Source organism: Streptomyces sp. NPDC047525, from assembly GCF_040643025.1.
Classification (GTDB): Bacteria; Actinomycetota; Actinomycetes; order Streptomycetales; family Streptomycetaceae; genus Streptomyces; species Streptomyces durmitorensis.
Genome location: NZ_JBEYTL010000011.1, coordinates 98,926 through 125,204, shown reverse-complemented (window position 1 = coordinate 125,204; position 26,279 = coordinate 98,926). Strand labels below are relative to the sequence as shown.

Below are 26,279 nucleotides of genomic sequence, written 5' to 3'. Positions count from 1 at the left end.
CTGCGGTGCGGACTACTTCTGGGGTTCGAGCTCCGGTCCCAGCGAGGAGAACTTCTCCTGCGAGACGACTCGCTTCGGCGGCCACGTGATGTTCGCGGGCGGCCACTTCTGGCCCGTCTTCTTCAGGAACCACGCCGGGGGTTCGTACATCGGCGGCTCATAGCCGTCCGGCAGCGCGGTCTTCCAACTGACGCCCTTCGTACGGTCCTTGAACTCGTCCTTGACCGCTTTGAGGCGCTCGGGCTGCGTGATCAGGTCGACCGCGGTCGCCGCCAGATACTTCGCCGCGGCGATCACCGCGGCCTGGCCGGGTGCCGCCGCCGCGCAGGCGGCGGTGGACCAGGTGTGCATCTTGGTGCCGATGGGGGCGAGCGCGGCGCCCATCGAGACGGTGGGGACGTTCCAGCTGATGTCGGCGACGTCCGTCGAGCCGCCGCCCATGAACACCGGGTTGGGCGGGGTCAGTTCACCGACCTTGTCGTGCATGCCCTTCTGGGGAAGGCCGAGGGACTCCTGGAGCTCCTTGGCCAACTCGTGGGCCTCGTCGGGGAATTGGGGCGGACCTATCTCCCGCATGTTCGCGTGCAGGAGTTCGGCGAAGGCCTTGGCCGGGAGCTGGTTCCAGCAGGCCGAGGTGATGCGGTGGCGGACGGTCGTCTGCGACGCCTTCGCGGCCGCCTCGGAGACCGCGATCACCTTGTCGAGGAGGACCTGGACGCGGGCGGGGCTGCCTTCGCGTACGTAGTACGAGATCTCGGAGATCTCCGCGGTGACGTTCGGGATGTCACCGCCGTTGTTGATCACCCAGTGCAGCCGGCCGCTCGGCGCGAGGTTCTCCTCGCGCAGGAACTCCGACATGGTCGCCATCATCACGGCCGCGTCAAGGGCGGACTTGTTGCCGAGCGGGGTGCCGCCGTGCCCGGCCACGCCGAGGAAGGTGAAGGTGACGGCGGTCATCGCGGTGGTACTGCCCCAGCCCGTCGCGTTGGCCGTGGAGGGGTGCCAGTCCAGGAACGCGTCGAGGCCGTCGTACACACCCTTGCTGACGGCGTACGTCTTGCCGATCAGCATCTCCTCGGCCGTGGAGCCGAAGAACTTCACGGTGACGGGGAGCCGGTGCTTCTTGGCGGCCTGCGCGACGGCCGCCGCCGCTGCCGCCGCCGCGGTGCCGAGCGCGCTGTGGCCGCAGCCGTGGCCGGGGCCGTAGCTGGGCGCGAAGGGGTCGTGGATGTACTCGCGCGGATCGTGGTGACCCACGCCCTTGTTCTGCGAGAGGCCGGGCAGCGCGTCGTACTCGCCGCTGAAGCCGAGGACGGGTCCGCCCTTGCCGTGCGTGAAGGTCGCGGTGAACGCCGTCGGGAAGCCGGCGGTGCCGAACTTCACGTCGAATCCGGCCTGTTCGAGGAAGTCGGCCTCGGCGATGGAGGACTTCCACTCACGCAGGGACAGCTCGGCGTTGTCCCAGATCTCGGCGTTCAGGCCGGTGATCCGGTCGTCGTGGGAGGTGATCCAGTCGAGCGCCGCGCGCTTGGCGGGGGTGTCGGCCGCGAGGCCGTCGGGGGCTTCGTAGGCGGCGGGGCTGTCGTCGGCGCCGGCGGCCATCGCCGGGTCCGCTTCGGCGGTCATGACACCGGCGGTGACACCGGCCGCGCCGAGGAGCTGCATGATGCGGCGGCGACTCAGGGTCGGACCGCTCGCGGGGAGTGCCTCATGCTCATGCTGATCGTGCAGGTCACACACGCGCACCTCCGGGGGTGAGGTTGGGTGTATCGGCCAAACAATCAGCCACATTGGGGCCGGAAAGTTGCGGCGTCAACAGGTGCGCATGACACGGGTGTTACGCGTGGGGCGAGATGAGTGACGTGTGGTGTGCGGGAAGGGGCGGGTGGATGGGAGCAATCCGCCGCTGAGCGGCGGCCGAACCCCCGACCACCCGCGGTCAGCGACTCCCAAAGAGCGACCGCCGCAGCCTGCGCAAGGGAGCGAAGAGGGAGACCCTCCGCACACGTGCACCTCGGCCACTGTGGTCATGCGCGCCCCGTGAGGTCAGCTCACGCATCAGCAGCGTCGCCTCCGCCGTCTCACGCTGCGGAACGGCGGGACCGCCCAGCACTGCGAGATGGCGGTCGAGACGCGAGCTGGTCGCGCTGCTCCCGCAGGTGATCGCAGGGACACGCGCCCTGCTGCGCACCGTTATCTGTTCCATGTCACTCCCCACCCGTACGAGGGCACCCGGCCCAGGGCAGGTTAACCCTATCGCCCCGTCCCGACACCCGTGTATCCCGGTCACAGGATTCACCTACCCAGTAAGGAGGTTGACGATTACTCTCCGAATCCAACTGATTCCAGGGCGAGTTGGACAAGAGGGGTGGAAGTGGGCCTCTCTGAGCCTCCATCCGGTTCGGTGGTCACGGCCAGTGACGTCGCGGACGCGCTCAGGCCCACGGCGATCACGGGCGTTTCGCCGTCGAGCAGGCCCAGGGAACGGGGCGCCGAGGCTGGCCTCATCACCCACAGTTGGTGCACCCGGCCCCGGGGCGGCGCCCCGAGCCCTGTGGCGGTCACCACGGCGCGCCGCCTGGACTCGGACGCGACAACGTTGATGCCGCGCCCCCACGCGTCCCTCTCCGCGCTCGCGCGGGCGTCCGGGGCGGCCAGGACGTGGGCGATCTCACGTGCCTCGGCGCGCTCGCGGTCGATCCGGCCGTCGGAACGGACCAGCTGGACGGCGAGGATCACGGACGCGGCCAGCGCGAGCGCGAGCGCCGCGAGCGCGGTGAAGGCCCCGACGGGAACACCGAGGGGAACAAGGAGCGCGCGGGTGCGTGGGGGCGCGCTCGGAGTGACGGGCGCCCGCGGGGGCGGCTCCTGCTCCGTCGTGCGTACGGCGGTGAGGACCCGCTCGCGCAGGGCGGGCGGCGCGGGTGTCGCCGCCGCGCCCGCCAGGCGTACGGCGCCCTCCCCCAGCTCCCTGGTCTCCGCCCGGCAGGGCGCGCAGCGGGCCAGATGCCGCTCGAAGCGGCGCAGTTCGCGGGGGCCGAGGGCGTCCAGGGAGTAGGGGACGGCCAGGGAGTGGACGGCTCGGCGAAGGCGCGGGCTCCGCGCGGTGGGCGCGGGCGCGCCGGGGTGCCACCGCCGTACGTCCCGCCCCGCGTCGCGCTTCATGCCGCGCCTCACGTGGCGGCGCCCAGGCAGTCGCGCAGACGCAGCAGCCCGTCCCGCATCCGCGTCTTGACGGTGCCGAGCGGGACGGACAGACGTCCGGCCACTTCGCGATACGTATAGCCGTCGTAGTAGGCGAGGGTGACGGCCTGGCGCTGGAGGTCGGTGAGCCGTCGGAGGCAGCGGCGCACCCATTCGCGCTCGAGCCTGCCCTCGACCGCCTCGGCGACCTGGTCGAAGGCGGGCACTTCGCCGCGCTCGGCCACGCGCCGTTCGCGGTCGCTCGCCGCGCGGGCGCTACGGACCCGGTCCACCGCCCTGCGATGGGCGAGCGTGAGGATCCAGGAGAGGGCGCTGCCGCGCGCCGGATCGAAGCGGCCCGCCGTCCGCCAGAGTTCGAGCAGCACCTCCTGGACCACTTCCTCGGACTGTGCCGGGTCGCGAAGGACGCGGCGGACCAGTCCGTAGACCGGCCCCGAGACCAGGCCGTACAGCTTCTCGAACGCCGGCTGGTCGCCCTCCGCGACCAGTGGCAGCAGCTCGTCGGGCTCCATGCGGGTCCCCCTCCCCCTCGTCCCGGCCCGGTGGCGCCTCGCCCCGCGGGCCGGGTGGCTTCTTGCCTCTCGCCCCGGGATTCGGGGCGAGCGAAGGCACCGGATTGGCAACAGGGGCAATCCGTCCGGCCGTTGGCCGCGAATGGGGTGCGTCAGGCGGCTTGCGCGCACTGCGCGCGGGGTCGCGCGAGGAACAGTAAGGACGGACGCGATGACAGCTATCGCCAAGAGCCGAGCGGGGCGACGCAGCAGGCGCGGCCTCGCCGCGCTCGTGTGTGGCGCGCTGGCCGCCGGGGGGCTCGCAGCCGCCGGCGTGACGGCACTGGAACCGGAGGCGGCCGACGCCTCCAGTCACCGGGAGGCTCCGCTGATCTCGGGGCAGCCTCAGTACGACAACACGGACGTGTACGCGTTCGTGAGCCCGGACAAGCCCGACTCCACGACGATCGTGGCGAACTGGCTGCCCTTCGAGGAGCCCGCGGGCGGGCCCAACTTCTATCCGTGGGCCGACGACGCCCAGTACGACGTCCACATCGACAGCGACGGCGACGCGCAGGGCGATCTGCTCTACCGGTGGACGTTCGACACGAAGACCAAGAACGGCGACACGTTCCTCTACAACACCGGGCCCGTCACGAGCCTCGACGATCCCGACCTGAACGTGACGCAGACGTACGACCTGGAGCTGATCAAGCTCAAGGACCAGAAGGCCGTCTCGACCACGAAGGTCGCCGACGACGTGCCCGCGGCACCGTCGCACGTCGGCAAGGCCTCCATGCCGAACTACAAGAAGCTGCGTGATCAGTCCGTGCGCCCGGTCAAGGGCGGGGGCTCGACGTTCGCGGGGCAGGCCGACGATCCGTTCTTCCTGGATCTGCGGGTGTTCGACCTGCTGTACGGGGGCGACCTGTCGGAGGTCGGGAACGACACGCTCAAGGGCTACAACGTGAACTCGCTCGCCCTTCAGGTGCCGACCGAGCAGATACGGCAGTCGGAGAAGCAGCCCACCGTCGGCATCTGGTCGACGACGCAGCGCAAGAACGCGAGCGGCAAGTGGACCCAGGTCTCGCGCCTGGGCAATCCGCTGGTCAACGAGGTGGTCGTGCCGCAGAAGGACAAGGACAAGTTCAACGCGTCCTCGCCCTGGAACGACGCGGACTTCCTGAAGTACGTGACCAAGCCCGAGCTGCCGAAGCTCCTGGAGAAGATCTACAAGCTGAAGGCGCCCGCCGAGCCGCGCAACGATCTCGTGTCGGTGTTCCTGACGGGCGTGAAGGGTCTCAACCAGCCGCCGGGCGTCAGGCCCGCCGAGGCCCTGCGGCTCAACACGTCCATCAAGCCCGCGGATTCGCCGAAGCGGCTCGGGGTTCTTGACGGTGACAACGCCGGGTTCCCGAACGGGCGGCGGCTCGCCGATGACGTCGTCGACATCGAACTGCAGGCCGTCGAGGGCGAACTCACCGGCAACAAGAACGACTTGGGCGACGCGGTGGACGTCAACGACCAGAAGTTCGGCGGGGCCTTCCCGTACGTGGCGCTGCCCACGTCCGGGTCCCGTGGACCGCTGGCCAAGGGTGGCGGCTCCGACAGCTCGGCGCGCGACGCGCTGAACGGCGGGGCCGTGCCCGGGCGTCCGGGGTCCGGGGGTGGCGATGACACCGATGCGGTGCTGGTCGCTTCCGGGGCCGCGGGGGCTGCGGGGGTGCTCCTTGTCGGGCTCGGGCTTGCGTGGTGGCGCAGGCGGGCTGCGGGGGCCGCGGGTGCCGCAGGGGGTGGCGGGCTGACCGGCTGACCCGCTTGTCGGCTGATTCCCCTCTATGACCGGCGCGGCTCGCATGCATCCCCCTGCGGGCCGCGCCCTCTCCGCCTCATCTTTTCGTCGACTCTCAAGGAAGGTCCAGTGATGGCATTACCTCGTCCTGCCGGTCGGTCCGTGGTGGCCGCGGTCGCTCTCGCGCTCGCGATCACCGGGGGCGCCGTCGTGGTCGGCGGTGAGGGCGGGCCGGACCGGCCGCCGCCGTCGTCCGCCGCCGTGGCACCCGGTGCGCTGCGGGGTGCCGATCTCGATCGTGGCATCGAGGCACTTCAGTCTCATCTTCGGGACCAGCCAAGGGACTTCGGGTCGTGGTCGTCGCTGGGGACCGCCTACGTCGAACAGGCCCGTACACGGGGTGACCCGTCGCGGTACCGCGAGGCGGAACGCGCTCTCGACCGGTCCCTGGAGCTTCGGCCCCGCAATGACGCGGGGCTCGCGGGACGGGCGGCGCTGGCCGCGGCCCGGCACGACTTCGCGGGGGCGCTGCGCCACGCGGAGGCCGCGCTTGAAGTGAATCCCTACAGCGAGGGGGCGTTGGCGACCCGGATCGATGCACTGGTCGAGCTCGGGCGGTACGGGGCGGCGGCGCGGGCCGCTGACGAGGCGGATGCGCGGCGGCCCGGGGTGCCGGTGTTCACGCGGTACGCGTATGTGCGGGAGCTCCAGGGCGATGTGGCGGGGGCTCGGCGGGCGCTGTCGCAGGCGGTCGGCTTCGGCTCGGGCTCGGGGTCCGGTGGCGGGGATGTCGCGTACGTGGCCACTGCGCTGGGGCAACTCGCCTGGCGGCAGGGCGAGTACGGGGAGGCGCTGAAGCAGTGCGGGAGGGCTTTGCGGGCCGACGCGTCGTATCTTCCGGCGCTGGAGTGCCGGGCCCGTGCGTGGGCCGGGCAGGGCAGGACGGGGCAGGCGATACGGACGCTGCGGGACGTGGTGGCGCGGGCGCCGCTGCCGGGGCCGTTGGTCGCGCTGGGCGAGTTGTACGAGGCGCGGGGCGAGCGGGGTGACGGGGCGAAGGCACGGGAGCAGTACGCGCTGGTGTCCGCGTGGGTGTCGCTGGCTCGGGCGAACGGGGTGAACGCGGATCTGGACGCGGCGATCGCGTTGACGGATCACGGGACCCCGGAGGAGCGGAAGGCGGCGTTGCGGGCGGCGCGGGCGGAGTGGGGCAGGCGGCACACGGTCCACACGGCGGACGCGCTTGCCTGGGCCCTGCATATGGCCGGCCGCTCGAAGGAGGCCCTGCCGTACGCACGCCGGGCCACGGCCACGGGCTTCCGCGAGGCGTCGTTCATGCACCACCGGGGTGTGATCGAGGGGGCTGCGGGCGACGCGGGCGCGGCTCGGCGCTGGAAGTCGGCGGCGGTGGACTTGAACCCCGGGTTCTCTCCGTTGGTGAGGGATGCGTCATGAACGTAACGAAGCGGACTGCACGCGGCGTTGGGGACGGGGCCGCGCCGGCGTGCCCATCCCCGCCCTCACGAGCACTGCCGACCGCGAGTACGCGCGCTGCGGTGCCGGTCCGTCTTGAGGGCGGGGCCGCGCCGGTATGTCCGTCCTCGCCCTCACGAGCACTGCCGACCGCGAGTACGCGCGCTGCGGTGCCGGTCCGTCTTGAGGGCGGGGCCGCGCCGGTATGTCCGTCCTCGCTATCGTCCGGTGACCCCAGGGCCACTTCGCCACTGGAGCGCCGCGAACCGTGCTCCGGGCAGACATACCGGCACGTCCCCTCACGTCTCGATGGCGTCTGCGGCTCGCCACCACTCTCGCCACGGGGCAATCGGGTGGGTGGGCGGGAAAGCTCGTTCGTCCAGGGGCGGATGCCGGGGCGGACCGTTCAGGCGGCAAGCGCCGTGGGGCAACGATGAAGCGGCGGGCCCTCTGCTTCGGGGGCGCCCTCATCACCGGCCTCGCCCTCTCCCTGCTGCCCGCCGGCGAGGCCACCGCTCACCCCCTGGGCAACTTCACCGTCAATCGGTACGACGGGGTCGTGGTGAGCCCCGGACGCCTTCGGGTCGACCACGTCGAGGACCTCGCCGAGATACCGGCCACTCAGGCCATGCCACGCATCAAGCGCGTAGGCATGGGGAGTTGGGCCGGCGAGCGGTGTGCGGACGCCGCCCGCGGCAGCCTGCTGCGGGTGGACGGGCGGGCGGCGGAGCTCCGCGTGGAGCAGGCCCGGGCGGTCACCCGGGACGGGCAGGCCGGGCTGCCCACCCTCCGCGTGGAGTGCGAGCTCGGCACCCCGCTCCCCCGGGACGCCGAGCTCGCCGCCCGCTTCGAAGCCGCAGGACAGCCGGGACCCGGGTGGCGGGAAGTCACCGCCCAGGGGGATCGGATGACCCTGAGCTCCTCCGACGTACCCGCGGCTTCCCTCTCGAAGCGCCTCACCCGCTACCCGGAGCGCCTGCTCGACTCGCCGCCCGGCGAGGACTCCGCCACCCTGCGCATCACCCCCGGCGGCCCCGCCCTCAGCGAGGAGAGGCCGCAAGCACCGGCCTCCGTACTGCCGCGCGGCGCGGACCGGTGGACCCAGGCCCTCACCGGCCTCGTCGCCCGCCACGACCTCACCCCCGGCTTCGCCGGACTCGCCCTGGCCATCGCCCTGTTGCTGGGGGCTCTGCACGCCCTCGCACCGGGGCACGGCAAGACCCTGATGGCCGCGAGCGCCGCCGCCAGGGGGCGCGCCTCCCTGCGGGACGTCCTCCCCCTCGCCGCCTCCGTGACCGTCACGCACACCCTCGGCGTGACCGCCCTCGGCCTGCTCGTGGCGGGAGGCTCCGCCGCCGCCCCGTCCGTCATCGCCTGGCTGGGAGTGGTCAGCGGCGTTCTCGTCACCGGAGCGGGAGCCCTGCTCCTGCGCAGGGCCTGGCGACGGCAGCAGCACCGGCATGCCCACCATCATCAGCATTCCCATCAGCACCATGCGCCTCCCACGCTCCGCGGCGCCCTCTTCCTCGGCTTCGCCGGCGGCCTCGTGCCCAGCCCGTCCGCCGTCGTCGTGCTCGTCGGCGCCGCCGCCCTGGGCGAGGCATGGTTCGGGCTTCTGCTCGTCCTCGCGTACGGCGTGGGGCTCGCCGTCACGCTGACGGCCGCCGGGTTCCTCGTGGTGCGGGTCGGGTCCCTGGCCGGGCGGCGGGTCCACGGGCCCCGGTGGCTGCACCGGGCCACGCACCGGTTCCTGCCGCTCGGCTCCGCCTGTGTCGTGTTCGCCCTCGGGTGTGGATTGGTGTTCAAAGGGGCTGCAACAGCGCTCGGTTGAGATAGTTTTGTGGAGAATCGCACGGCTGCGGATGGGGGACCCCCGTGAGCGACGACGAGCGTGTGATCGCGGGGCGCTACCGCCTCCTTTCCCCTCTGGGCGAGGGCGGCATGGGCACGGTGTGGCGGGCCCGCGACGAAGTCCTCGGCCGCGAGGTCGCGGTCAAGGAAGTGCGCGCCCCCGCCGGGCTCCCGGCCAGTGAGGTCGACCGGCTGTACGCCCGCCTGGAGCGCGAGGCCTGGGCCGCCGCCCGTATTCCGCACCGCAATGTGGTGACGGTCTATGACGTGGCGAGCGAGGACGGGCGGCCGTGGATCGTCATGGAGATCGTGCGGGGGCTCTCGCTGTCCGACGTCCTGGACGCGGAGGGGCCGATGCCTCCGCAGCGCGCCGCCCACATCGGCGCCGAGGTCCTCGCCGCCCTGCGCGCCGCCCACGACGCCGGGGTCCTGCACCGCGACGTCAAGCCCGGCAACGTACTCATCGCGAACGACGGGCGGGTCGTCCTCACCGACTTCGGGATCGCCATGGTGGAGGGGAGTTCGGCCCTCACCATGACCGGTGAGGTGGTGGGCTCCCCCGAATTCCTCGCCCCGGAGCGGGCGTTGGGGCGCAGGCCAGGACCCGAGTCCGATCTGTGGTCGCTGGGCGTGCTGCTCTACGCGGCCGTCGAGGGCAGTTCACCGTTCCGGCAGGACACCCCGCTCAGTACGCTGCGCGCGGTCGTCGACGAGGAGTTGCCGCCGCCCCGGAACGCGGGTCCGCTGGCCCCCGTCATCGAAGGGCTGCTGCGCAAGGACCCCGCCGCCCGGATCTCCGCCGCCGAGGCCGAGAACCAGCTGCGGCTCGTCGCGGCGGGTGGCACCCCCCGGGTGGAGACCCCCCTGCCGTACATGCCCACCGTCACGTCACAGCAGCAACATCAGCAGCCCTCGGCACCGACTCCGCCCGGCGGGCAGGAACCCCTGGTCGCCACGACCACCACCACGGCTCCGACGCGTTCGCGCCGCGCGGTGTTCGTCTTCGCCGCGGGCCTGGTCGCACTCGCGCTCGCCCTGGCCGGACTGACGTACGCCCTGGTCAATCGTGACGACGGCGGCGGGGGTAGCAGCAACGGCGGCTCGTCCGAGGGCGCAGGAGGCGGTGACAGCGGCGGGAGCGACGGCGGTGGCTCCGACGGGGGCAAGAGCGGCGGCAACAGCACGTCGGGCGGGAGTGACGGCGGAGGGTCGGGCGACGGCGGTGGCAGTGGCAGTGACGGCGGTTCCACCGGCGGTGGCTCGACGGACGGCGGCGGAAACGGCGGAGGGTCGACCACCCACCCGCAACAGTCCGTGAAGGTCTCGGTCGTCGGCGCGAACACGCAGTACAGCGGAGCCTGTCCGCCCGCCGCCGGTCAGGCCCCTTCGTTCACCGCGACGTTCACCGTGGGGCGGGTCCCGGTGACCGTCGACTACCGCTGGGTGACCAAGTCGGGCGAGCCGAGCGACCCCGGCTGGAAGACGCTCAGCTTCGCCTCGGGCGGCGGCAAGACCAAGCAGGTGCACCACACGGAGTCCGTCGACGGCGAGCCGGGCTCGACCCATCAGAACTCGATCAGCGTGGAGGTGCGCAGCCCGGTCGAGGCCACGTCGAACTCGGTCGCGTACTCGGTGACATGCGAGAAGGAGACCCCGACGGGCGGGGCCTCCTCCTATGCGCCGGACTCAGAGGGTCAGGACGCCGCCGCGCTGAACACAGGGAGGTAGCCGCCGGACTGGCCCGCGGCCTTGGGGTGGTAGGACTCGCCGATGTTGGTCCAGTTCACGCTGTGCAGCCACGCGTCGCCCGAGCAGATCTCGTGCCCGGTGAAGGTGGAGGTCACATCGCCGAAGGCGAAGCCGTGGTCGGCGGCGCGCTTGGCGGTGGTGGAGTTGAGGAGGTCGGCTGCGCCGTTGATGGCGCTGCGCTCCTTCTCGGAGAGGCCGGCGAGGCAGCCGCCGCCGAGCTTGTAGAAGCGGGGGTAGCCGAGCACGACGACCTGGGCGGCCGGTGCCTTCGCGCTGATCGCCGTGTAGACCTTGTCGAGGTTGCCGGGCAGCGTCGTCTCGACGTAACTGCGCGCCGTCGCGATCCGCGCCAGACAGTTGCTCTCGGACTGCAGGACGCAGGTCGTCATGACGTCGGCGAAGCCGGCGTCGTTGCCTCCCACGGAGACACTGACCAGACCCGTCCCGGAGCCGAGCGGGCCGAGCTGGTTGGCCACGACGTCACCCGTACGAGCGCCCGAGCAAGCCGTGAAGTTGAAGCTGGAGGGTGAGTTGGCGGCTGCCCAGAGCGCGGGGTACGCGCGGGGGGTGCGCTTGCAGTCGCCGCTTCCGCTGTCGTATCCGCCGGCTCCGACACCGGACGAGTAGGAGTCGCCGAGTGCCACATAGCCGGTGGCCGCGGCCTGTTGGCCGGATTGCTGGTCCGCTTGAGCCGCTGTGGCCCCGGTGAGGGCGAAGGCGGTGGCGAGGAGGAGTGAGGAAGCGTATGCCGTGATTCGGGACAATCTCATGGAACCTCCCTTAGCAGGATTTCTGCCACGACTGTGGTACCACTCCCCTCAGGTCGCCGATAGTGTTCATGTCAATGAGTTCGCCTGCAATTCCCTTGCCCGCGCAGCGAGTTCCCTTCCGGTTCAAGGGCCCGACGGCGAACATCTCCACACTCCCTCCGCATCTTGACGCGCTGCCGTCGACTGCGCGACATTGAAGCCCGGCATCCGGCGCGTCGGGGGGCAAAGTCGCCAATGCAGACCATCGGGATCAAGGCACCGTCATCAGACACCGGGCATGAGCCCGAGGACCCGTCGAGCCGTCGTGAAGACGCGCTGTTGCTGCTCGCGGGCATGGCTGTGGCGGTGGGCGCGGTCGGCGCGATGCTCGCGCTCACGGACATCGATTCCCCGCTGCGCGCCCCCTTCACCCTGTTCTTCCTCCTGGCCGCTCCCGGCAGCGCGATCGGCGCCGCCCTCAAGGGACTTGAGCCATGGGGCCGGATCATTGCTTCCGTTTCCGGGGCCGTCGCGGTCAACCTGTTGGTGGCCCAGGCGATGCTGGCGCTGCACCTGTGGTCGGTACGCGGCGGGGTCGCCGCCCTCACCGTGATCGGCTCGCTCATCTATCTGCTGGTACTGGTACGGCGGCTGCGAAGTCGTACCCCGACGAGGCGGACCTCCTGACGTGGACATCACTGTGCACCGCCCCGGAGAACTCACCGCCGCGGACCGGTTGGCCTGGACAGCACTGCAGTCCAAGGCCCACCTGAACGGCTCGCCCGAGCTGGCCAATCCGTTCCTCTCCCCGGAGTTCACCCTTTCGGTGGGCCAATGGCGGCGCGGGGTGCGGATCGCGGTCGTACGCGAAGCCGGTGAGCCCGCGGCGTTCTTCCCGTTCGAGAGATCCATCACCGGCATCGGCCGGGCCATCGGCCTGGGTGTCTCCGACTGCCAGGGCCTGGTGCACCGGCCCGGCTTCACCTGGGACGCACGGGAGCTGTTGCGGGCCTGCGGGCTCGCGATGTACGAGTTCGACCATCTGGCCTGTGGCCAGGAGCCGTTCGAGGCAGGCGCCTCCGGCTCCTTCGCCTCCCCCGTCATGGACATCGACCAGGGGTACGAGGCATATCTGCGCCAGCTCAAGGCGAAGTCGCCGAAGTTCGCCCGCACGACACTCGCCAAGGAGCGCAGGCTCAGCCGCGACCACGGCACCGTTCGCTACGTGCACGACGAGCGCGACCCGGCGGCCCTGCGCACCCTGATGGGGTGGAAGTCGGCCCAGTACCGCAGGACCGGCCGCAGCGACCGCTTCGCGCACTCCTGGATCAGCCAGCTCGTGCGGCAGCTCTTCCACACCAGGTCCGATCAGTTCGCCGGCATCCTCTCCGTCCTGTACGTCGAGGACGTGCCGGTCGCCGCGCACTTCGGACTGCGCTCCGAGCGGGTCTTCGCCCAGTGGTTCCCGGCCTACGACCCGGCGTTCGCCAAGTACTCGCCCGGCCTGATCCTGCATCTGCGCATGGCCGAGGCGGCCGCCGCCGACGGCATCGCGTACATGGATCTCGGGCGGGGCCAGAAGCAGTACAAGGACTCCCTCAAGACGCGCGAACTCACCGTGTCCGAGGGGTGGGTGGCTCTGCGCCATCCGGCAGCGATCGGACACCGGGCGCGGCGCGCTCCGGTACGGGCACTGCGCAACACCGTCTTGTCACGTCCGGAATTATTCGAACCGGCCGACAAGCTGCTGAAACGCATGGGCCAAATTCGATCAAGAAAGAAGGAATAAGGGGGCGGAGCAAGGAACGGGGCACTCCATATGTGTCCACCAAGACCGGCCAAATCATCAAAAGGGTGAGGCCACGTTCCAGGTCTTGCCATACGGTCTCAATCATCAATACCGTCGTACATCCACCCGCATCGGTCCATCACGCAGTGCGATCTAGGGGAGGGCTCAAGATCGCGGTGGTACCGGCACGGGGCGCGGTAGGGGGGTGCCGTGCTCGGCGACTGAATTCTTGCCGGGTCACGTCCCGCGCGATGCCAGCTCACTCGGCATGCACGGAGATCCATTTCGTCATGCGCAAGTGAGAACCCCCCTTTCGAACCGGATACATAGCCGGACCGCCCGGGGGTGGGCGATCCACCGGACGAGAGGGATCAGACTCAATGAGTTCTTTTGTGCGCCCGGCCGCAGAGCCCGGGCAAGACCCGTTAAACAAGCCGATGCTGTCCGGAAACTACCGGGCGATTTCCACGCACCTGGCGATCACACCGCCGGTGAGTGTCGTGATTCCCGCGATGAACGAAGCGGAGAACCTTCCCTACGTCTTCAAGACACTGCCCGACTGGATCCACGAAGTCGTCCTCGTCGACGGCAATTCCACCGATGACACGGTGGCCGTGGCACGCGAGCTGTGGCCGGACGTGAAGGTCGTAAGACAGCTCGGCAAGGGCAAGGGCGACGCCCTGATCACCGGATTCGAGGCGTGCACGGGCGACATCATCGTGATGGTCGACGCGGACGGCTCCGCCGACGGGCACGAGATCGTCAGCTATGTCTCCGCCCTCGTCTCGGGCGCGGACTTCGCCAAGGGATCGCGGTTCGCCAACGGCGGCGCCACGGACGACATGACGCCGATCCGCAAGCTCGGCAACCACGTCCTGTGCTCCGTCGTGAACGCCAAGTTCGGCGCCCGCTACACCGACCTGTGCTACGGCTACAACGCCTTCTGGAAGCACTGCCTCGACAAGATCGACCTCGACTGCACGGGCTTCGAGGTGGAGACCCTGATGAACATCCGGGTGGTCAAGGCCGGGCTCAAGGTGCAGGAGATCCCCAGCCACGAGTATCTGCGCATCCACGGCGTCAGCAACCTCAGCGCCGTGCGCGACGGCCTGCGGGTCCTGAAGGTGATCCTCACGGAGCGCTCCAACCGCCGCGGGCAGCGCCGCCGCACGCGCGGGGTCCCCTTCCGCACGCGCCAGGGAGAGGTGTCTTGAGCGTTTCCGGACGCCACGGGGGAAGCACGGTCGCGGGCATCTCCGTCGTCATCTGCGTCTACACCGAAGACCGCTGGGAGGACATCCTCGCGGCGGTCGCCTCGGTGCGGGCGCAGTCACTGACGGCACGGGAGACGCTTCTCGTGGTGGACCACAACGCCTCGCTGCTCGACCGGCTCGCCAAGGAGTACAAGGAGACCGAAGGGGTGCGGGTGCTCGCCAACGCGGGCCCCCGCGGCCTCTCCGCGGGCCGCAACACCGGCATCGCCGCCTCCAGCGGCGAGGTCATCGCGTTCCTCGACGACGACGCCGTCGCCGAGCGGGACTGGCTGCACCACTTCGCCGAGGGGTACGCCGACCCGAAGGTCTTCGCGGTCGGCGGGCGCACCATGCCCGTCTGGGAGTCCCGGCGCAGGCCCGCCTGGTTCCCCGAGGAATTCGACTGGGTCGTCGGCTGTACGTACAAGGGGCTGCCCGAGGGCCGTGTGCGGGTGCGCAACGTCCTGGGCGGCAACGCCTCCTTCCGCCGTACCGCGTTCGAGGCGGCGGGCGGCTTCGCGACCGGTATCGGACGCGACGGCGACAAGCGTCCGCTGGGCTGCGAGGAGACGGAGCTGTGCATCCGGCTCACCCGGGCGAGGCCGGACGCGATCCTGCTCATCGACGACCGCGCGGTGATCCACCACCGCGTCCCCGCGGCGCGGGAGCGCTTCCACTACTTCCGCACCCGGACGTACGCGGAGGGCCTCTCCAAGGCGCTCGTGGCCCGAAGCGTCGGTGCGGACAAGGGACTTGAGTCCGAGCGGCGCTATGCCACGCGCGTCCTGCCCGCCGGTGTCGGGCGAGGGCTGCGTGACGCGCTGCTCGCCCGGCCGGGCGGCGCGGGCCGCGCGGGAGCCATCGTGGCGGGCGTGGTGACGGCGGCCGGGGGGTACGTCCTGGGCAGCGTCCGCGCGCGCAGGGGAGGCGCCACTTTCTCGGTCGTGGAGATCGAGAAGGATGCGGACGGTGAGAAGGGGGCTGCCGCATGAGCACGGCACCGATCGGGCGAGGGGGGCCGCCGTGAACGCTCCCGTCCCGATACTCATGTATCACTCGATCGCGCATGAACCGACCCTGGAGACACGGGAGTTGTCCGTTTCTCCAGGGGCGTTCACCGAGCAGCTCGAGCTGCTCGGTGAGCGCGGGTTCACGCCGCTGAGCACGGCCGGGCTCGCCGCGATCTGGCGCACCCCCGGCCGGACGCTGCCCGCCAGACCTGTCCTGATCACCTTCGACGACGGCTACGAAGGCGTGCACCGGCACGCCCTGCCCGTGCTCGCCAAGCACGGCTTCGCCTCGACGCTCTTCGTCTCCACCGGCTGGCTGCGCGGCGCGCACGACACCGGGGGCGGTCTCGACGTGATGCTCGGCTGGGACCAGGTGCGCGAACTGGCCGCCACGGGCACGGAGATCGGCGGGCACAGCCACACGCATCCGCAGCTCGACCAGCTGGACGACGACGACCTCTGGTTCGAGCTGCGCCGCTGCAAGGAGATCGTCACCGACGAACTCGGCACCGCCCCCGCCTCCTTCGCCTACCCGTACGGCTATTCGAGCCGCCGGGTGCGCCGGATGGTGCGCGGCGCCGGATTCGCCCAGTCGCTCGCGGTCGGCAACGGCCTCGCTCGGCGCACCCAGGGGCCGTACGCCCTCCAGCGGGTGACCGTGCGCCGCTCCACCGGCATCGAGGAGTTCGAGCGGCTCGTCGAGGGCCGCGCGATCGCCCGCAATTTCGCCAGGGACCGCGCCCACACCAAGGGATACGCCGTGGTCCGCAGAGCCCGACAGGCCCGCCGGAAGGCAACTCGTACCCGTGTCTGACACGTCGACCGCCCAGGCAGACGTCTCTGGGACTCCGAGCACCGAACAGCAGCCGCCGTCCGGCAAGTCGGGCAGGCCGCGCAGATTGCGCCTGCCCGGCGGCGGCTCCGGCGGTGGGAGTCCGCTGTTCCGCAATGCCTACGCCCTGATGCTGAACACCGGCATCTCCGGCGTGCTCGGCCTCGGGTTCTGGCTGGCCGCCGCTCGGTACTACTCCGAGTCGGCCGTCGGCCAGGGCTCGGCGGCGATCGCCGCCATGAAGTTCCTGGCGGGACTCACCGCCCTCACGCTGATGGGGGCCCTCGCCCGCTTCATCCCCGTCGCGGGACGCGCCACGGGCAGGCTCATCTTCCGTACCTATGCGGGAAGTTCACTGGTCGTGGCGTTCGCCGCGCTGATCTTCCTGTTCACGCTCGACCTGTGGGGACCCTCGTACAAATTCCTGCACGGACCGCTGAACGGCCTCGGCTTCATGGCCGCGGTCGTCGCCTGGTCCCTGCTCACCCTCCAGGACGGGGTGCTCACGGGGCTGCGCAGCGCGCTGTGGGTGCCGGTCGGCAACACCATCTTCTCGGTCGTCAAGCTGGGGCTGCTTATCGCGTTCGCCGCGGCGATCCCGACGGCCGGCGTGTTCGTGTCGTGGGTCGCCGCGATCGCCCTGTCGGTCATCCCGCTCGGCTATCTGGTGTTCCGGCGGCTCGTGCCACGGCACGTGAAGGCCACCCAGGACAAGGCGCAGCCGCCGACGCTGCGGGAGATCGGCCGCTTCCTGGCGGGCGACTACACCGGCTCGCTCTTCTCGCTCGCCGTGGTCTATCTCGTACCGGTGATCGTCGCCTCACAGGTCAGCTCGGTCGACAACGCGTACTTCTACATCACCACCACGATCGGCGGCACGGTCAATCTGCTCGCCATCAACATGGGGGCCTCGCTGACCGTCGAGGGCGCGCACGACCCGGCGCGGCTCGCGGCCAACACCCGGGCCGCGCTGCGCCGCATGGCGCGCATCATGCTGCCGGTGTGCGCTCTGCTCTTCATCGGCGCGCCCTTCATCCTGCGGGTCTTCGGCCAGGGGTACGCGGACGCGGCGACGCCGCTGCTGCGCTGGTTCGCGGTGGGCGCGGCGCTGCGGGTCGTCATGGAGACGTACTTCGCGGTGCAGCGCGCGCAGAGCCGTACGTCCGGGATCGCCTGGATGCAGGGCCTGTTGTGCGTCCTCGTGCTCGGCCTGACGCTGATCCTGCTGCCGCGGATGGGGCTCACGGGCGCGGGCGTCGCCGAGATCTCCAGCCTCGCGGTGATCGTGGCGATCGCGGCGCCGAAGCTGTACCGGGTGGCGCGGGGGGTGCCCGCCTCCGCGTCGGACGACGGCGGTGCGCCGGACGGCGACCTCGCCGATCTGGGGACGCCCGAGGCACCGCACCCGGCCGCCGCCCAGGAGCCGGAGCAGAAGAAGGAGCGGCGCGGTCCCGCCTGGGCGCTGCGCGAGACACTGGACTCGGAGACCCTGCAACTGGCCGTGCAGACCGACTTCGAGCATCCGGAGCGCAGGCCCGACATGCGTCCCGGACCCGGAACACCGGCGTCCGGAACGCCCGTGTCCGGGACGCCCGTGTCCGGAACACCGGCCTTCGGGAAGGCCGCTTCCGGCGGGTCTGCTGCCGGGAAGCCCGCTTCCGAGAGGTCCGCGGGCACGGGGGACGAGGGGGACGACATGGAGCACCGGCCGACCTGGGCGCTGAGAACACCGCTCAAGCCACGCGAGACGGGACCGTCCTCACCGATCCCCGCCTCCGTCTCCTCCGCCGTCACCGCGCCCGCCGAGGAGGCGGGCACCGACGCACGCGCGGTGGAGCCGTCGACCGGGTCCGCCGCCCCGCCCGAACCGCTCCCCCGCCGCCGCACCCTCTTCATGGCGCTGCTCCTCGCCTTCGCGCTCGCCCTCTACTGGCTGCCCGTCGTGGGCTTCGCCGAGGCGGACCTGGACGCGATGGGCGGCCTCGGGCTCATCTCCGTCCTGCCCGTGCCGACCCTCCTCGGGGCCGCGCTGCTCGCCGTCGTCTTCGCCTCGCTGCTCTGGGTGGAACGGCCTCACAAGGCACTGCTCCTGGTGACGCTGGTCGCCACGGTGGTGTGCCTGCACGCGCTGCCCGCCGTACTCGAGGACGAGCCGCGGTTCGCGACGGCCTGGCAGCACCTGGGCTTCATGGAGTACATCGACAGGACCGGCTCCGCGGTGCCCGACCTGGACGCGCGCTGGAGCTGGCCCGGGTTCTTCGCCGCGGCCACGTTCGTGGCCAAGGCGTGCGGCGTCTCGGACATGACCGAGGTCATCCGCTGGTGGCCGCTGGCCATGCAACTGCTCTATCTGGCACCGATGTTCCTGCTCGTGCGCTCCATGCGGGCGTCCTGGCGCGCCAAGTGGGCAGGCCTGTGGATCTTCGCCCTGAGCGGCTGGGTCGGCCAGGACTACTTCTCCCCGCAGGGCTTCACGTACCTGCTCTACCTGGTGTTCGTCGCGGTGCTCCTGGTGTGGTTCCGCGCGCCCCACGTGCTGTGGGCCAAGCGCCGCCCCGGCGAGCTGGAGGTCGAGCCCGTCGACCGGCGCCAGCGCGCGGTGCTCCTCGTGGTCCTGGTCGCCCTGTTCGCGGCGACGGTCCCCGCGCACCAGCTCACGCCGTTCGTGATGCTCGGTGTGCTCGCCGCGCTCGTCCTGGTGGGCCGCTCGGAGCTGCGCGGCCTGCCGATCCTCTTCGCGGTCTTCGTCGCCGTGTGGGTGGGCTTCCTCGCGGAGCCGTACTGGTCGGGGCACTTCGACGAGCTGTTCGGCGGCATCGGCGGCGTCGGCGGCAATGTGTCGTCGTCGGTGTCCGGGCGGATCGAGGGCGGCAGCTCGGCCCACAAACTCGTCCTGTACGCGCGCGTGGCGCTGGCCGGCGGCGTCATGGCCCTCGCCTGCTGGGGCTGGTGGCGTCGGCGCGACCACAAATACACGGAGCGCTCGCTGCTCGTCCTGACCTTCGTGCCGTTCCTGGGCTTCGGCATGCAGTCGTACGGCGGCGAAATGGCCCTGCGGGTCTTCATGTTCGCGCTGCCGGGCGCCGCGCTCCTGGCCGGGCTCGCGCTCTTCCCGCGCGCGGGCATCACCGCGAAGGAGCGGGACCGCGACCGGGTGAGTCTGGCGCCCCTCGCCGCGCTGATGGCGGGACTCGTCCTGATGGGCGGCTTCCTGGTGGCGCGCTGGGGCAACGAACCCTTCGAGCGGACCCGGGCCGGCGAGGTCGCCGCGATGGAGTACGTGTATGAGCACGACGACCCGACGGTGCGGCTGCTGTGGATGAGCGACGACACCGTCAACAACGTGACGCCCGCGATGCCCTGGGGCACGCGGGACATGGAGAAGGTCCAGTACGTCCCGACCCTCGCCCCGGCCGACCCGGTCCTGGTCTCCAGCCTGGTGAAGGCCCTCAAGGACGCGGGCCCCAACTCGTATCTGATGATCAACAAGAGCCAGACGGTCTATCTTCAGATGGACGTGGGCTACTCAAGGACCTGGGACTCCCGGCTGATCACTAACCTCGACAACCGCCAGGAGCTGAAGAAGGTCCTCACGAACGACGACGCGACCCTCTACACGCTGCGCAAGCAGCCGAACGGCGCGGTCGAGAAGGCCGCTCCCGGCCCGATCGGCCCGCAGGTGACGTGGACTCCCTGGTCGGTGATCGGAGCGCTCGCGGCGATCGCCGTGATCCTGCTGCTCGCCACCCGTGAGGTCGTGCGGGTGGCGGTGGAGCCGAGCGTGCGGCAGCTGCGCTGGCTGCAGAGCAGCTTCTGGTTCTCGCTGCCGCTGCTCGCCGTGCTGCTCGCCTCGCTGATCCAGCGGTTCCTGACGATGGCGTGACGTGGGTGGTGGTGGCTGGGGCGGATCACCGCTTCAGCCACTTCACCCCGTACCCCTTCAGCTCGAACCGCTGCCCGTCGATCTTCGCGTCGATCGTGCGGTCGAGGGTGTTCACGACGAGCACCGTCTCCTTGTCGGCCAGGACACGGACGTTCGGTACGTCGTCGTCGGCGACGGAGACCTTCTCGAACTCCGTGCCGGGCCCGAACTCCTCGTTGAACCGGGAGAGCATCTTCAGCATCGGCAGCTCCGTGCCGCCGTCCTCGAGCTCGGTGGAGCGCCACAGGCAGCCCGCGCAGTCCTCGCCCCTGTTCTGCGGGTTCCAGTAGAAGCCGCTGCTCGCGCCGCCGCGGGCCATCGCCATCAGGCCGGACGCCTGGACGGCGACGCGGTGCGGCTCGGACCAGTCGTCGCGGTCGTCGTTGCTGTCGCCCGGTTCCACGTAGTACTCGGCCCACCACAGCGGAAGGTCGCCGGTGCGTGACCGCACCCACTTGCCGACCGCCGTGAGCTTGTCGGTGGCCTTGAACTCGTCGGGGAGCATCTCGTCGTCGACGGTGTAGCTGGAGCCGTCCACGACGACGAAGTCCGCACCCGTCTTGTTCTTGTTCCAGTAGTCGAAGGCGTCGAGGACGCGCTGGTCCATGCGGCCCCAGGCGCCCTTGACCTCTCTCGACGCCCCCTCGGTCTGGCGCGGGTCGACGCTGTCCATCACGAGGTAGGGACCGCCGACCATGATGTCCTTGTTGACCTTCTTGAGCTCTTTGTAGACCAGGTTGTAGAGCTCGGTGTAGCCCTCGTAGTCCCAGCGGGCCTTCTCGCTGTTCCAGAAGCCCTTGAATTCGTTCCAGACGATGAAGTGACGTACGTCCGGATAGCGTTTGGCGACCGTCGCCGCGAGCTTCGCGTAGTCCTTGTAGTGGGCGCGTTCCGGGGCGGTCTCCAGGGCCTGCTGGCTCCAGTCGGTGCTGTCCGCGCCGGGCTTGCCGCCCTTCATCCAGTCCGGGGCGCAGCACAGGGTGACGACCGGCGTGGCGTCGGTGGCGCGGATGAAGTCCATCCGCCGGTCCATCGCCTCGAAGTCGTAACGCCCCTTGACCGGCTCGGGGTTGCTCGCGCCCCAGCCCATGATGTGCTGGATCTGCGGCAGCGCGCGCGGCTGCTCGGCGAGCATCGTCTCGGCGCGCCGCGTGGCGGCGTCCGTGCCCTCGTCCGCGCTGTACTGGGTGTGGGTGAAGCCCCAGCCGACGGCCGGCTTGGCCTCGTCGGGCGGGACGGCCGGAGTGCCGTGCACCTTGTCCCCGTCGCGCGTGGTGCCCTCGGTGCCCGTGCCGTCGCCGGGGAGTGTGGTGATGACGGTCAGGATCAGGGCCAGTGCGGCCAGAGCAACGCCGAGCAGCGCGGTGAGCCGCCACCGCTGTGCCCCCGAATTCCACCCATGACGTCCCATCAAGGGCAAGAGTATCCGTGGCAGTTGGCGGTAGCACGGGTTCCGCGTCACGGTATTGCGGCACCCCGGCGGCTTCCGCGGGCGCACGCGGCGCGTTTGCGCACCTGAACGGAGTACGGCGGAGTACGTAAACCGGGATGCACGAGGGCACTTGTGTGCCGGATCATGGCGGCATGTCTGCGAACCCTCAGGACACCCTGCCGATCCGGCTCAACGTCGACGACAGCGACTCTCCGTCGGATGTCGTGGACGCCCTCTTCCTCGGCCGTTTCGCCACCGGCGAGCAGCCCTTCTCGCACAGCTCCAACATCGACCGCGTCAAGTCGGGCTCCACGCTGCTCCCGCCGGGTGCGACGGTGCTGCGCGCCGCCCGCGACGACGACCGCAGTGCGACGCTGGCCGAGGGCGACGGCTGGACGCTCCTGATCTCCCGCTGGAACCGCGGCGCGGACGTCACGGTGACGGCGACGACCGCCGACCTCGCGGAGAAGGTCCTGAAGCAGGCGACGGACGGCGCGCAGGACGAGCCCGAACCGCAGCCGGACAACGTGACCATGGGGTTCTGGTACGTCTCCCCGAGGCGCGGCCCGCACCGCACCACCCGGCAGATCGCCGCCGGTACGTGGGAGGAGGTGCGGGAGAACTACACCGCGCCGGTCGCCGAGGCGATGGACTCCCTGATGAAGACCACTCCCGAGGACATCTCGGGCCGCCTCCTGCTGCTGCACGGCCCGCCGGGCACGGGCAAGACGTCGGCGCTGCGGACGCTCGCACGGTCCTGGCGGGACTGGTGCCAGGTGGACTGCGTCCTTGACCCCGAGCGGCTGTTCAGCGACGTCGGCTACTTGATGGACATCGCGATCGGCGAGGACGACGGCACGGCGAAGGGCCGCTGGCGGCTGCTGCTCCTGGAGGACTGCGACGAGCTGATCCGCGGGGAGGCGAAGCACACCGCCGGGCAGGCGTTGTCGCGGTTGCTGAACCTGACGGACGGGCTGCTCGGGCAGGGCCGCAACGTCCTGGTCGGCGTCACGACCAACGAGGACCTGGAGCGGCTCCACCCGGCGGTGGTCCGGCCCGGCCGGTGCCTCGCCCGGATCGAGGTCGGCAGCCTGACCCGCGCGGAGTCGGTCGACTGGCTCGGCACGGACGAGGGGGTCTCCCGCGAGGGCGCGACGCTGGCCGAGCTCTACGCGTTGCGGCGCGGGACCTCCCCCACGTCGGTCCCGGACCCCCGGGAGGGGGCGGACGCGGGGCTTTACCTGTAGCCCGGGGGCGGGTGTTCAGCCCGCAGCCGTCCAGGCCCCCGTTGTGGGCAGGCGTTCCGCAGGGCGGAACAGGTGGGCACAACGCGAAGCTGCCGGGTGCCGAATCAGCAGGGCGTCACGTACCGCCCCGCCCGGGAGCAGCAGTCACCCCGAGTCCCCGTAAGCCGCCCGCAACGCATCCCTCGCAGCGGACAACGCCGCATCCTCGGAGAGCCCAAGCCGCCGAGCCCGCTCGGCAAAAGCCTGGGCGGCGGCCGAAGCCTCCCGCGCCGCCGCATCACCGGCCGCGGCCACGAACGTCCCATGACGCCCCCGCGTCTCAATCACCCCGTCCGCCTCAAGGGCCCGATACGCCTTGGCCACCGTATTGGCGGCAAGCCCCAGCTCCTGGGCGAGCCCCCGCACGGTCGGCAGCTTGTACCCCACCGGCAGCGTCCCGCCCCGCGCCTGCTCGGCGATCTGGGCCCGCACCTGCTCGTAGGGCGGCACGCCACTCGCCCCGGCGGCGCCCCCGCCGTCCATCTCGATCTCGATCTTCAACGTCACGCGGCGATTGTCCCGCACCCCCGGAAAATAAGAGGCACCCCGACGCGCCACGCGCGTAGCGTGCGGCCCCATGACCGTCCTAGTCCGCGCCCTGCGCCCCGGCAGCCGACCCGATGCCGAGGCCTTCGCCGTCGTCCGCCGCGCCTGCGTACCCGCCATGCTCGCCACCGCCGATTCGATCCAGTTCGACCTGGCGCACGCCCATCCCGACTCCCGCTACCGCCAGTTGGTCGCGGAGGCCGACGGAGAGATCATCGGCACGGCGCAGGTGGGCATCGCCCACGACAGCCCCGACCCGGGCCAGGGCTTCGCCAACGTCTACGTACTCCCCCAGCGGCGCGGTCTTGGCGCGGGGTCGCTGATCCTGCGGACGGCGGAGGAGTACCTGGCGGCGGAAGGCGCCACCACGGTCTTCTCCTGGGTCCTGGACGAGCCCGCGAACCGCGCCTTCGCGGCCGCACGCGGCTACCGCGCGAGCCGCTCGGCCCACTTCCTCCGCCTCGACCTGGCGGGCGGCACCCTGCCGCCGCGCCAAGAGCTGCCCGCCGGAGTGGAGTTGCGTACGGGAGCGGAGTTCGGGGAGGACCCGCGCGCCCTCTTCGACCTGGACGCGGAGACAGTGGCGGACGAACCGAGCGATGTGGCGGCGGAGTTCACGGACTACGAACACTGGCTCGCCGAGACCTGGAACCACCCCTTGGTGAACCGCGAACTGACCTCGGTGGCGATGGTCGACGGCCGGCCCGCGGCCTTCACGCTGGCCCGCACGGACGACGCGTCGCGCTACGCGAGCGGCATGACCGGCACCGGACGCGCCTTCCGGGGGCGCGGCCTTGCCAAGCTCGCCAAGAACGACTCCCTGCACCGGGCGCGGACCGTGGGCTGCACCGAGGCGTTCACCGGGAACGACGCCGGCAACGAGCCGATGCTGGCGATCAACAAATGGTTCGGCTACGAGATCTGCGCAACGGAGGTACGCCATGTCCGAGACCTCGGATGACACGGCAGTGGACAAGACGGCCGACAAGGTGGACGTCATCTTGATGAAGGCGGGCCGGACGAAGATCCGCTACCCCGCGGAGGTCGTCGCGGACGACGGCACCGTGGTGACGGTCCGCGCACCGTGGGCGGCCGCCGGGGTACGGGACTTCGGCTTCGTACGCTTCGAGCCGGGCGACGTCTTCACGGAGCACTACTGGCGTGACCGCTGGTACGCCGTGAAGGAGGTCCGCACGTCCGCGGGCGTCCTGAAGGGCTGGTACTGCGACGTCACGCGCCCCGCGGTACGGGACGGCGCGACGCTCACGGTGGAGGACCTGGACCTGGACCTGTGGTGCTCGGCGGACGGCGAGACGATCCTGCGCCTGGACGAGGACGAGTTCGCGGAGAGCGGCCTGTCCGAACGCGACCCCGAGGCCGCCTCCCAGGCCCTGTCCGCCCTGAACACCTTGGAACACCTGGCCCGCACCGGAGCCTCCCTCGCCCCGTCCTCCCCCGGGACGGACCCCACCGCACCGTAAGGCCACCGGCTCGGCCGGGCCGGACACTTCCGGCCCGGCCGACCGGGAGAGCTCAGCCGTCGGCCCGCGGCCCGAGAGCAACCGCCCTCCCGGCCCCACCCGCCTCATACCCCACCGCATCCCCCTCCTCCTGCCAGTGCAGAACGAACCGCTCCCCCACCCGCCATGCCTCGAGCCCTGCCCTGCAGTACGCCACCATGTCGTCCGGCAGCGCGTCCGCCCTGTGCCAGCTCAGGTCGTCGCACTTGTCCGGCTCCGCGTTGAAGGGCTCGCCGCCCGCGCCGTACGTCGCTTCGAAGAACCAGCCGATGCGGGGATTCCCGCCGGGTCCCCGGTGTTGGATGACCAGTTCGGCGCTCACGTCCTCGGGGGTGAGGTCGAGGCCGATCTCCTCCTTCGCCTCGCGGATCACCGCCATGCGGACGTCCTCTCCGGGCTCGACGTGGCCGGAGGGGGTGTTGAACAGGCCGTCGCCGTAACCGGTGTTGGCGCGGCGGGCGAGGAGAACCTCCTCACCGCGGCGGAGAATGAGGTGGACGTCCACCACCTCCTTGTGGCGGCGGGGCCCGGCGACGTGCGCCACGATCGCGTACCGCTCGTCCTCCACTCTCTTCCCCCACAACCGCTCGTCGCCCGACAGGCGTTCGGAGTGGAGACGGCCCGTCATCGGGGTCAGTGCGCTGATCAGGCGGGACGCGGGGATGCCGGCAGGGTTCGTCGTGCCCCATACGCCCTCGATCAGGATCAGGCGTCCGCCCCGCCGCAGCAGCCCGCACCAGCGGCGCAGCGTCGCCTCCAGGTCCGGCAGCGTCCACAGCACGTGCCGGGCCAGAATCACGTCGAAACGGCGCCCCTCCACCGGAGGCTCGGCCGCGTCGCCGACCAGCACCTCCGCCTCGTGCCCTGACAGCTTCTCGCGGGCCCGTTCCACCATGTTCGGCGACAGGTCCACCGCCGTGACGCGATGCCCCCGCCCTGCCGCCAGCAAGGAGAGGCTTCCGGTGCCGCAGCCCAGGTCAAGCACGTCGCCGGGGGCCTGTGGCAACCAGTCCCCCAGGCGCTCCGCCCACGCCTCCCGGACCACCGCGTCCCGCAGCCCGTGGTCCGGCTCGTCGTCGAAGGTGGCCGCCTCAGCGTCCCAGTCGATACTCATCCGGCGATGGTGACACTCGCCACTGACAATCCGACTCGGATGAGAAACCCTCCCCGCAGAGGTCTACAGACGTCCCACCTTGGACATCGGTAGTACAGGGAGGCAGCCATGCGCCGTGTGACCGTGCACAAGACCGTCGGTAAGCCCACCAATCGCCAGATCCGGGAGAAGTACGAGTCCGAGGACCGCCCCCGCGAGCGCCCGGAGGTCCGCAAGGACGTCCAGCGGACCTGGTGGCCCGATGGGTGAGGCCTGCCGCCCGCAGG

Annotated in this window: 22 protein-coding genes; 14 read left to right on the top strand and 8 right to left on the bottom strand. The window is 70.9% G+C overall.

Going from position 1 to position 26,279, the window contains the following annotated elements:
* Nucleotides 1-12: 12 nt before the first annotated feature.
* From ABZ833_RS29775 to ABZ833_RS29760, 4 genes are all read right to left on the bottom strand, one after another.
* Entirely contained in the window at nucleotides 13-1,740 is a 1,728-nt protein-coding gene (locus tag ABZ833_RS29775) for an amidohydrolase (protein ID WP_361052678.1), read from the bottom strand.
* A gap of 199 nt (nucleotides 1,741-1,939) precedes the next feature.
* Entirely contained in the window at nucleotides 1,940-2,206 is a 267-nt protein-coding gene (locus tag ABZ833_RS29770; RefSeq protein WP_361052675.1) for a hypothetical protein, read from the bottom strand.
* A 116-nt stretch (nucleotides 2,207-2,322) separates the two neighbouring features.
* Complete coding sequence (locus ABZ833_RS29765; RefSeq protein WP_361052672.1) at nucleotides 2,323-3,165, bottom strand: anti-sigma factor; 843 nt, start codon at nucleotides 3,163-3,165, stop codon at nucleotides 2,323-2,325.
* An 8-nt stretch (nucleotides 3,166-3,173) separates the two neighbouring features.
* Complete coding sequence (locus ABZ833_RS29760) at nucleotides 3,174-3,797, bottom strand: sigma-70 family RNA polymerase sigma factor (protein ID WP_361053018.1); 624 nt, start codon at nucleotides 3,795-3,797, stop codon at nucleotides 3,174-3,176.
* Nucleotides 3,798-3,927: 130 nt separating this feature from the next.
* Here ABZ833_RS29760 and ABZ833_RS29755 point away from each other — a divergent pair, with 130 nt between their 5' ends.
* From ABZ833_RS29755 to ABZ833_RS29740, 4 genes are all read left to right on the top strand, one after another.
* Nucleotides 3,928-5,508: a DUF4331 domain-containing protein gene (locus ABZ833_RS29755; RefSeq protein ID WP_361052669.1), complete on the top strand. Its 1,581-nt coding sequence runs from the start codon at nucleotides 3,928-3,930 to the stop codon at nucleotides 5,506-5,508.
* A 111-nt stretch (nucleotides 5,509-5,619) separates the two neighbouring features.
* Nucleotides 5,620-6,942 carry a hypothetical protein gene (locus tag ABZ833_RS29750; protein WP_361052666.1) on the top strand — a complete coding sequence of 441 codons (1,323 nt, stop codon included), beginning with the start codon at nucleotides 5,620-5,622 and terminating at the stop codon, nucleotides 6,940-6,942.
* 451 nt (nucleotides 6,943-7,393) lie between these two features.
* Nucleotides 7,394-8,791 carry a sulfite exporter TauE/SafE family protein gene (locus ABZ833_RS29745; RefSeq protein ID WP_361052663.1) on the top strand — a complete coding sequence of 466 codons (1,398 nt, stop codon included), beginning with the start codon at nucleotides 7,394-7,396 and terminating at the stop codon, nucleotides 8,789-8,791.
* 44 nt (nucleotides 8,792-8,835) lie between these two features.
* Nucleotides 8,836-10,539, top strand: a complete 1,704-nt coding sequence (locus ABZ833_RS29740) for a serine/threonine-protein kinase (protein ID WP_361052661.1) — start codon at nucleotides 8,836-8,838, stop codon at nucleotides 10,537-10,539.
* Here the strand turns inward: ABZ833_RS29740 and ABZ833_RS29735 are convergent.
* Nucleotides 10,506-11,330, bottom strand: coding sequence for an SGNH/GDSL hydrolase family protein (locus ABZ833_RS29735; protein WP_361052658.1), 825 nt, complete (start codon nucleotides 11,328-11,330; stop codon nucleotides 10,506-10,508). The two genes, ABZ833_RS29740 and ABZ833_RS29735, sit on opposite strands and share 34 nt — an antisense overlap.
* A gap of 234 nt (nucleotides 11,331-11,564) precedes the next feature.
* On the opposite strand from ABZ833_RS29735, the gene ABZ833_RS29730 reads away from it, so the two are divergent.
* The 6 genes from ABZ833_RS29730 to ABZ833_RS29705 all read left to right on the top strand — a co-directional run bounded on the left by ABZ833_RS29730 (nucleotide 11,565) and on the right by ABZ833_RS29705 (nucleotide 20,076).
* Nucleotides 11,565-11,996: a hypothetical protein gene (locus tag ABZ833_RS29730; protein WP_361052655.1), complete on the top strand. Its 432-nt coding sequence runs from the start codon at nucleotides 11,565-11,567 to the stop codon at nucleotides 11,994-11,996.
* 1 nt (nucleotide 11,997) lies between these two features.
* Nucleotides 11,998-13,098, top strand: a complete 1,101-nt coding sequence (locus ABZ833_RS29725) for a GNAT family N-acetyltransferase (RefSeq protein WP_361052653.1) — start codon at nucleotides 11,998-12,000, stop codon at nucleotides 13,096-13,098.
* 380 nt (nucleotides 13,099-13,478) lie between these two features.
* Complete coding sequence (locus ABZ833_RS29720) at nucleotides 13,479-14,312, top strand: glycosyltransferase family 2 protein (RefSeq protein WP_361052650.1); 834 nt, start codon at nucleotides 13,479-13,481, stop codon at nucleotides 14,310-14,312.
* Nucleotides 14,309-15,343, top strand: coding sequence for a glycosyltransferase family 2 protein (locus tag ABZ833_RS29715; protein WP_361052647.1), 1,035 nt, complete (start codon nucleotides 14,309-14,311; stop codon nucleotides 15,341-15,343). Before ABZ833_RS29720 ends, ABZ833_RS29715 begins: the two co-directional genes overlap by 4 nt.
* Nucleotides 15,344-15,398: 55 nt before the next feature.
* Entirely contained in the window at nucleotides 15,399-16,175 is a 777-nt protein-coding gene (locus ABZ833_RS29710) for a polysaccharide deacetylase family protein (RefSeq protein ID WP_361053015.1), read from the top strand.
* A 148-nt stretch (nucleotides 16,176-16,323) separates the two neighbouring features.
* Entirely contained in the window at nucleotides 16,324-20,076 is a 3,753-nt protein-coding gene (locus tag ABZ833_RS29705; RefSeq protein WP_361053014.1) for a lipopolysaccharide biosynthesis protein, read from the top strand.
* A 25-nt stretch (nucleotides 20,077-20,101) separates the two neighbouring features.
* Here ABZ833_RS29705 and ABZ833_RS29700 read toward each other — a convergent pair whose 3' ends face one another.
* Complete coding sequence (locus ABZ833_RS29700) at nucleotides 20,102-21,526, bottom strand: xylan 1,4-beta-xylosidase (protein WP_361052645.1); 1,425 nt, start codon at nucleotides 21,524-21,526, stop codon at nucleotides 20,102-20,104.
* A gap of 173 nt (nucleotides 21,527-21,699) precedes the next feature.
* On the opposite strand from ABZ833_RS29700, the gene ABZ833_RS29695 reads away from it, so the two are divergent.
* A complete protein-coding gene (locus tag ABZ833_RS29695; protein WP_361052642.1) occupies nucleotides 21,700-22,794 on the top strand; it encodes a DUF5925 domain-containing protein in 1,095 nt (364 codons plus the stop codon).
* Between the two features lie 144 nt (nucleotides 22,795-22,938).
* Here the strand turns inward: ABZ833_RS29695 and ABZ833_RS29690 are convergent, their stop codons facing one another.
* Entirely contained in the window at nucleotides 22,939-23,316 is a 378-nt protein-coding gene (locus tag ABZ833_RS29690; protein ID WP_361053011.1) for a GntR family transcriptional regulator, read from the bottom strand.
* A 94-nt stretch (nucleotides 23,317-23,410) separates the two neighbouring features.
* Here ABZ833_RS29690 and ABZ833_RS29685 point away from each other — a divergent pair, with 94 nt between their 5' ends.
* A complete protein-coding gene (locus ABZ833_RS29685) occupies nucleotides 23,411-24,340 on the top strand; it encodes a GNAT family N-acetyltransferase (RefSeq protein ID WP_361052639.1) in 930 nt (309 codons plus the stop codon).
* Nucleotides 24,321-24,860, top strand: coding sequence for a DUF402 domain-containing protein (locus ABZ833_RS29680; RefSeq protein ID WP_361052637.1), 540 nt, complete (start codon nucleotides 24,321-24,323; stop codon nucleotides 24,858-24,860). The genes ABZ833_RS29685 and ABZ833_RS29680 overlap by 20 nt, the downstream gene beginning before the upstream one ends.
* A gap of 52 nt (nucleotides 24,861-24,912) precedes the next feature.
* Here ABZ833_RS29680 and ABZ833_RS29675 read toward each other — a convergent pair whose 3' ends face one another.
* On the bottom strand, nucleotides 24,913-26,013 hold the full coding sequence (locus ABZ833_RS29675) for a methyltransferase domain-containing protein (protein WP_361052634.1): 1,101 nt from the start codon (nucleotides 26,011-26,013) through the stop codon (nucleotides 24,913-24,915).
* Nucleotides 26,014-26,121: 108 nt separating this feature from the next.
* Between ABZ833_RS29675 and ABZ833_RS29670 the strand changes: the two genes are divergently transcribed.
* Nucleotides 26,122-26,262: a hypothetical protein gene (locus ABZ833_RS29670; RefSeq protein WP_361052632.1), complete on the top strand. Its 141-nt coding sequence runs from the start codon at nucleotides 26,122-26,124 to the stop codon at nucleotides 26,260-26,262.
* The last annotated feature ends 17 nt before the right edge of the window (nucleotides 26,263-26,279 follow it).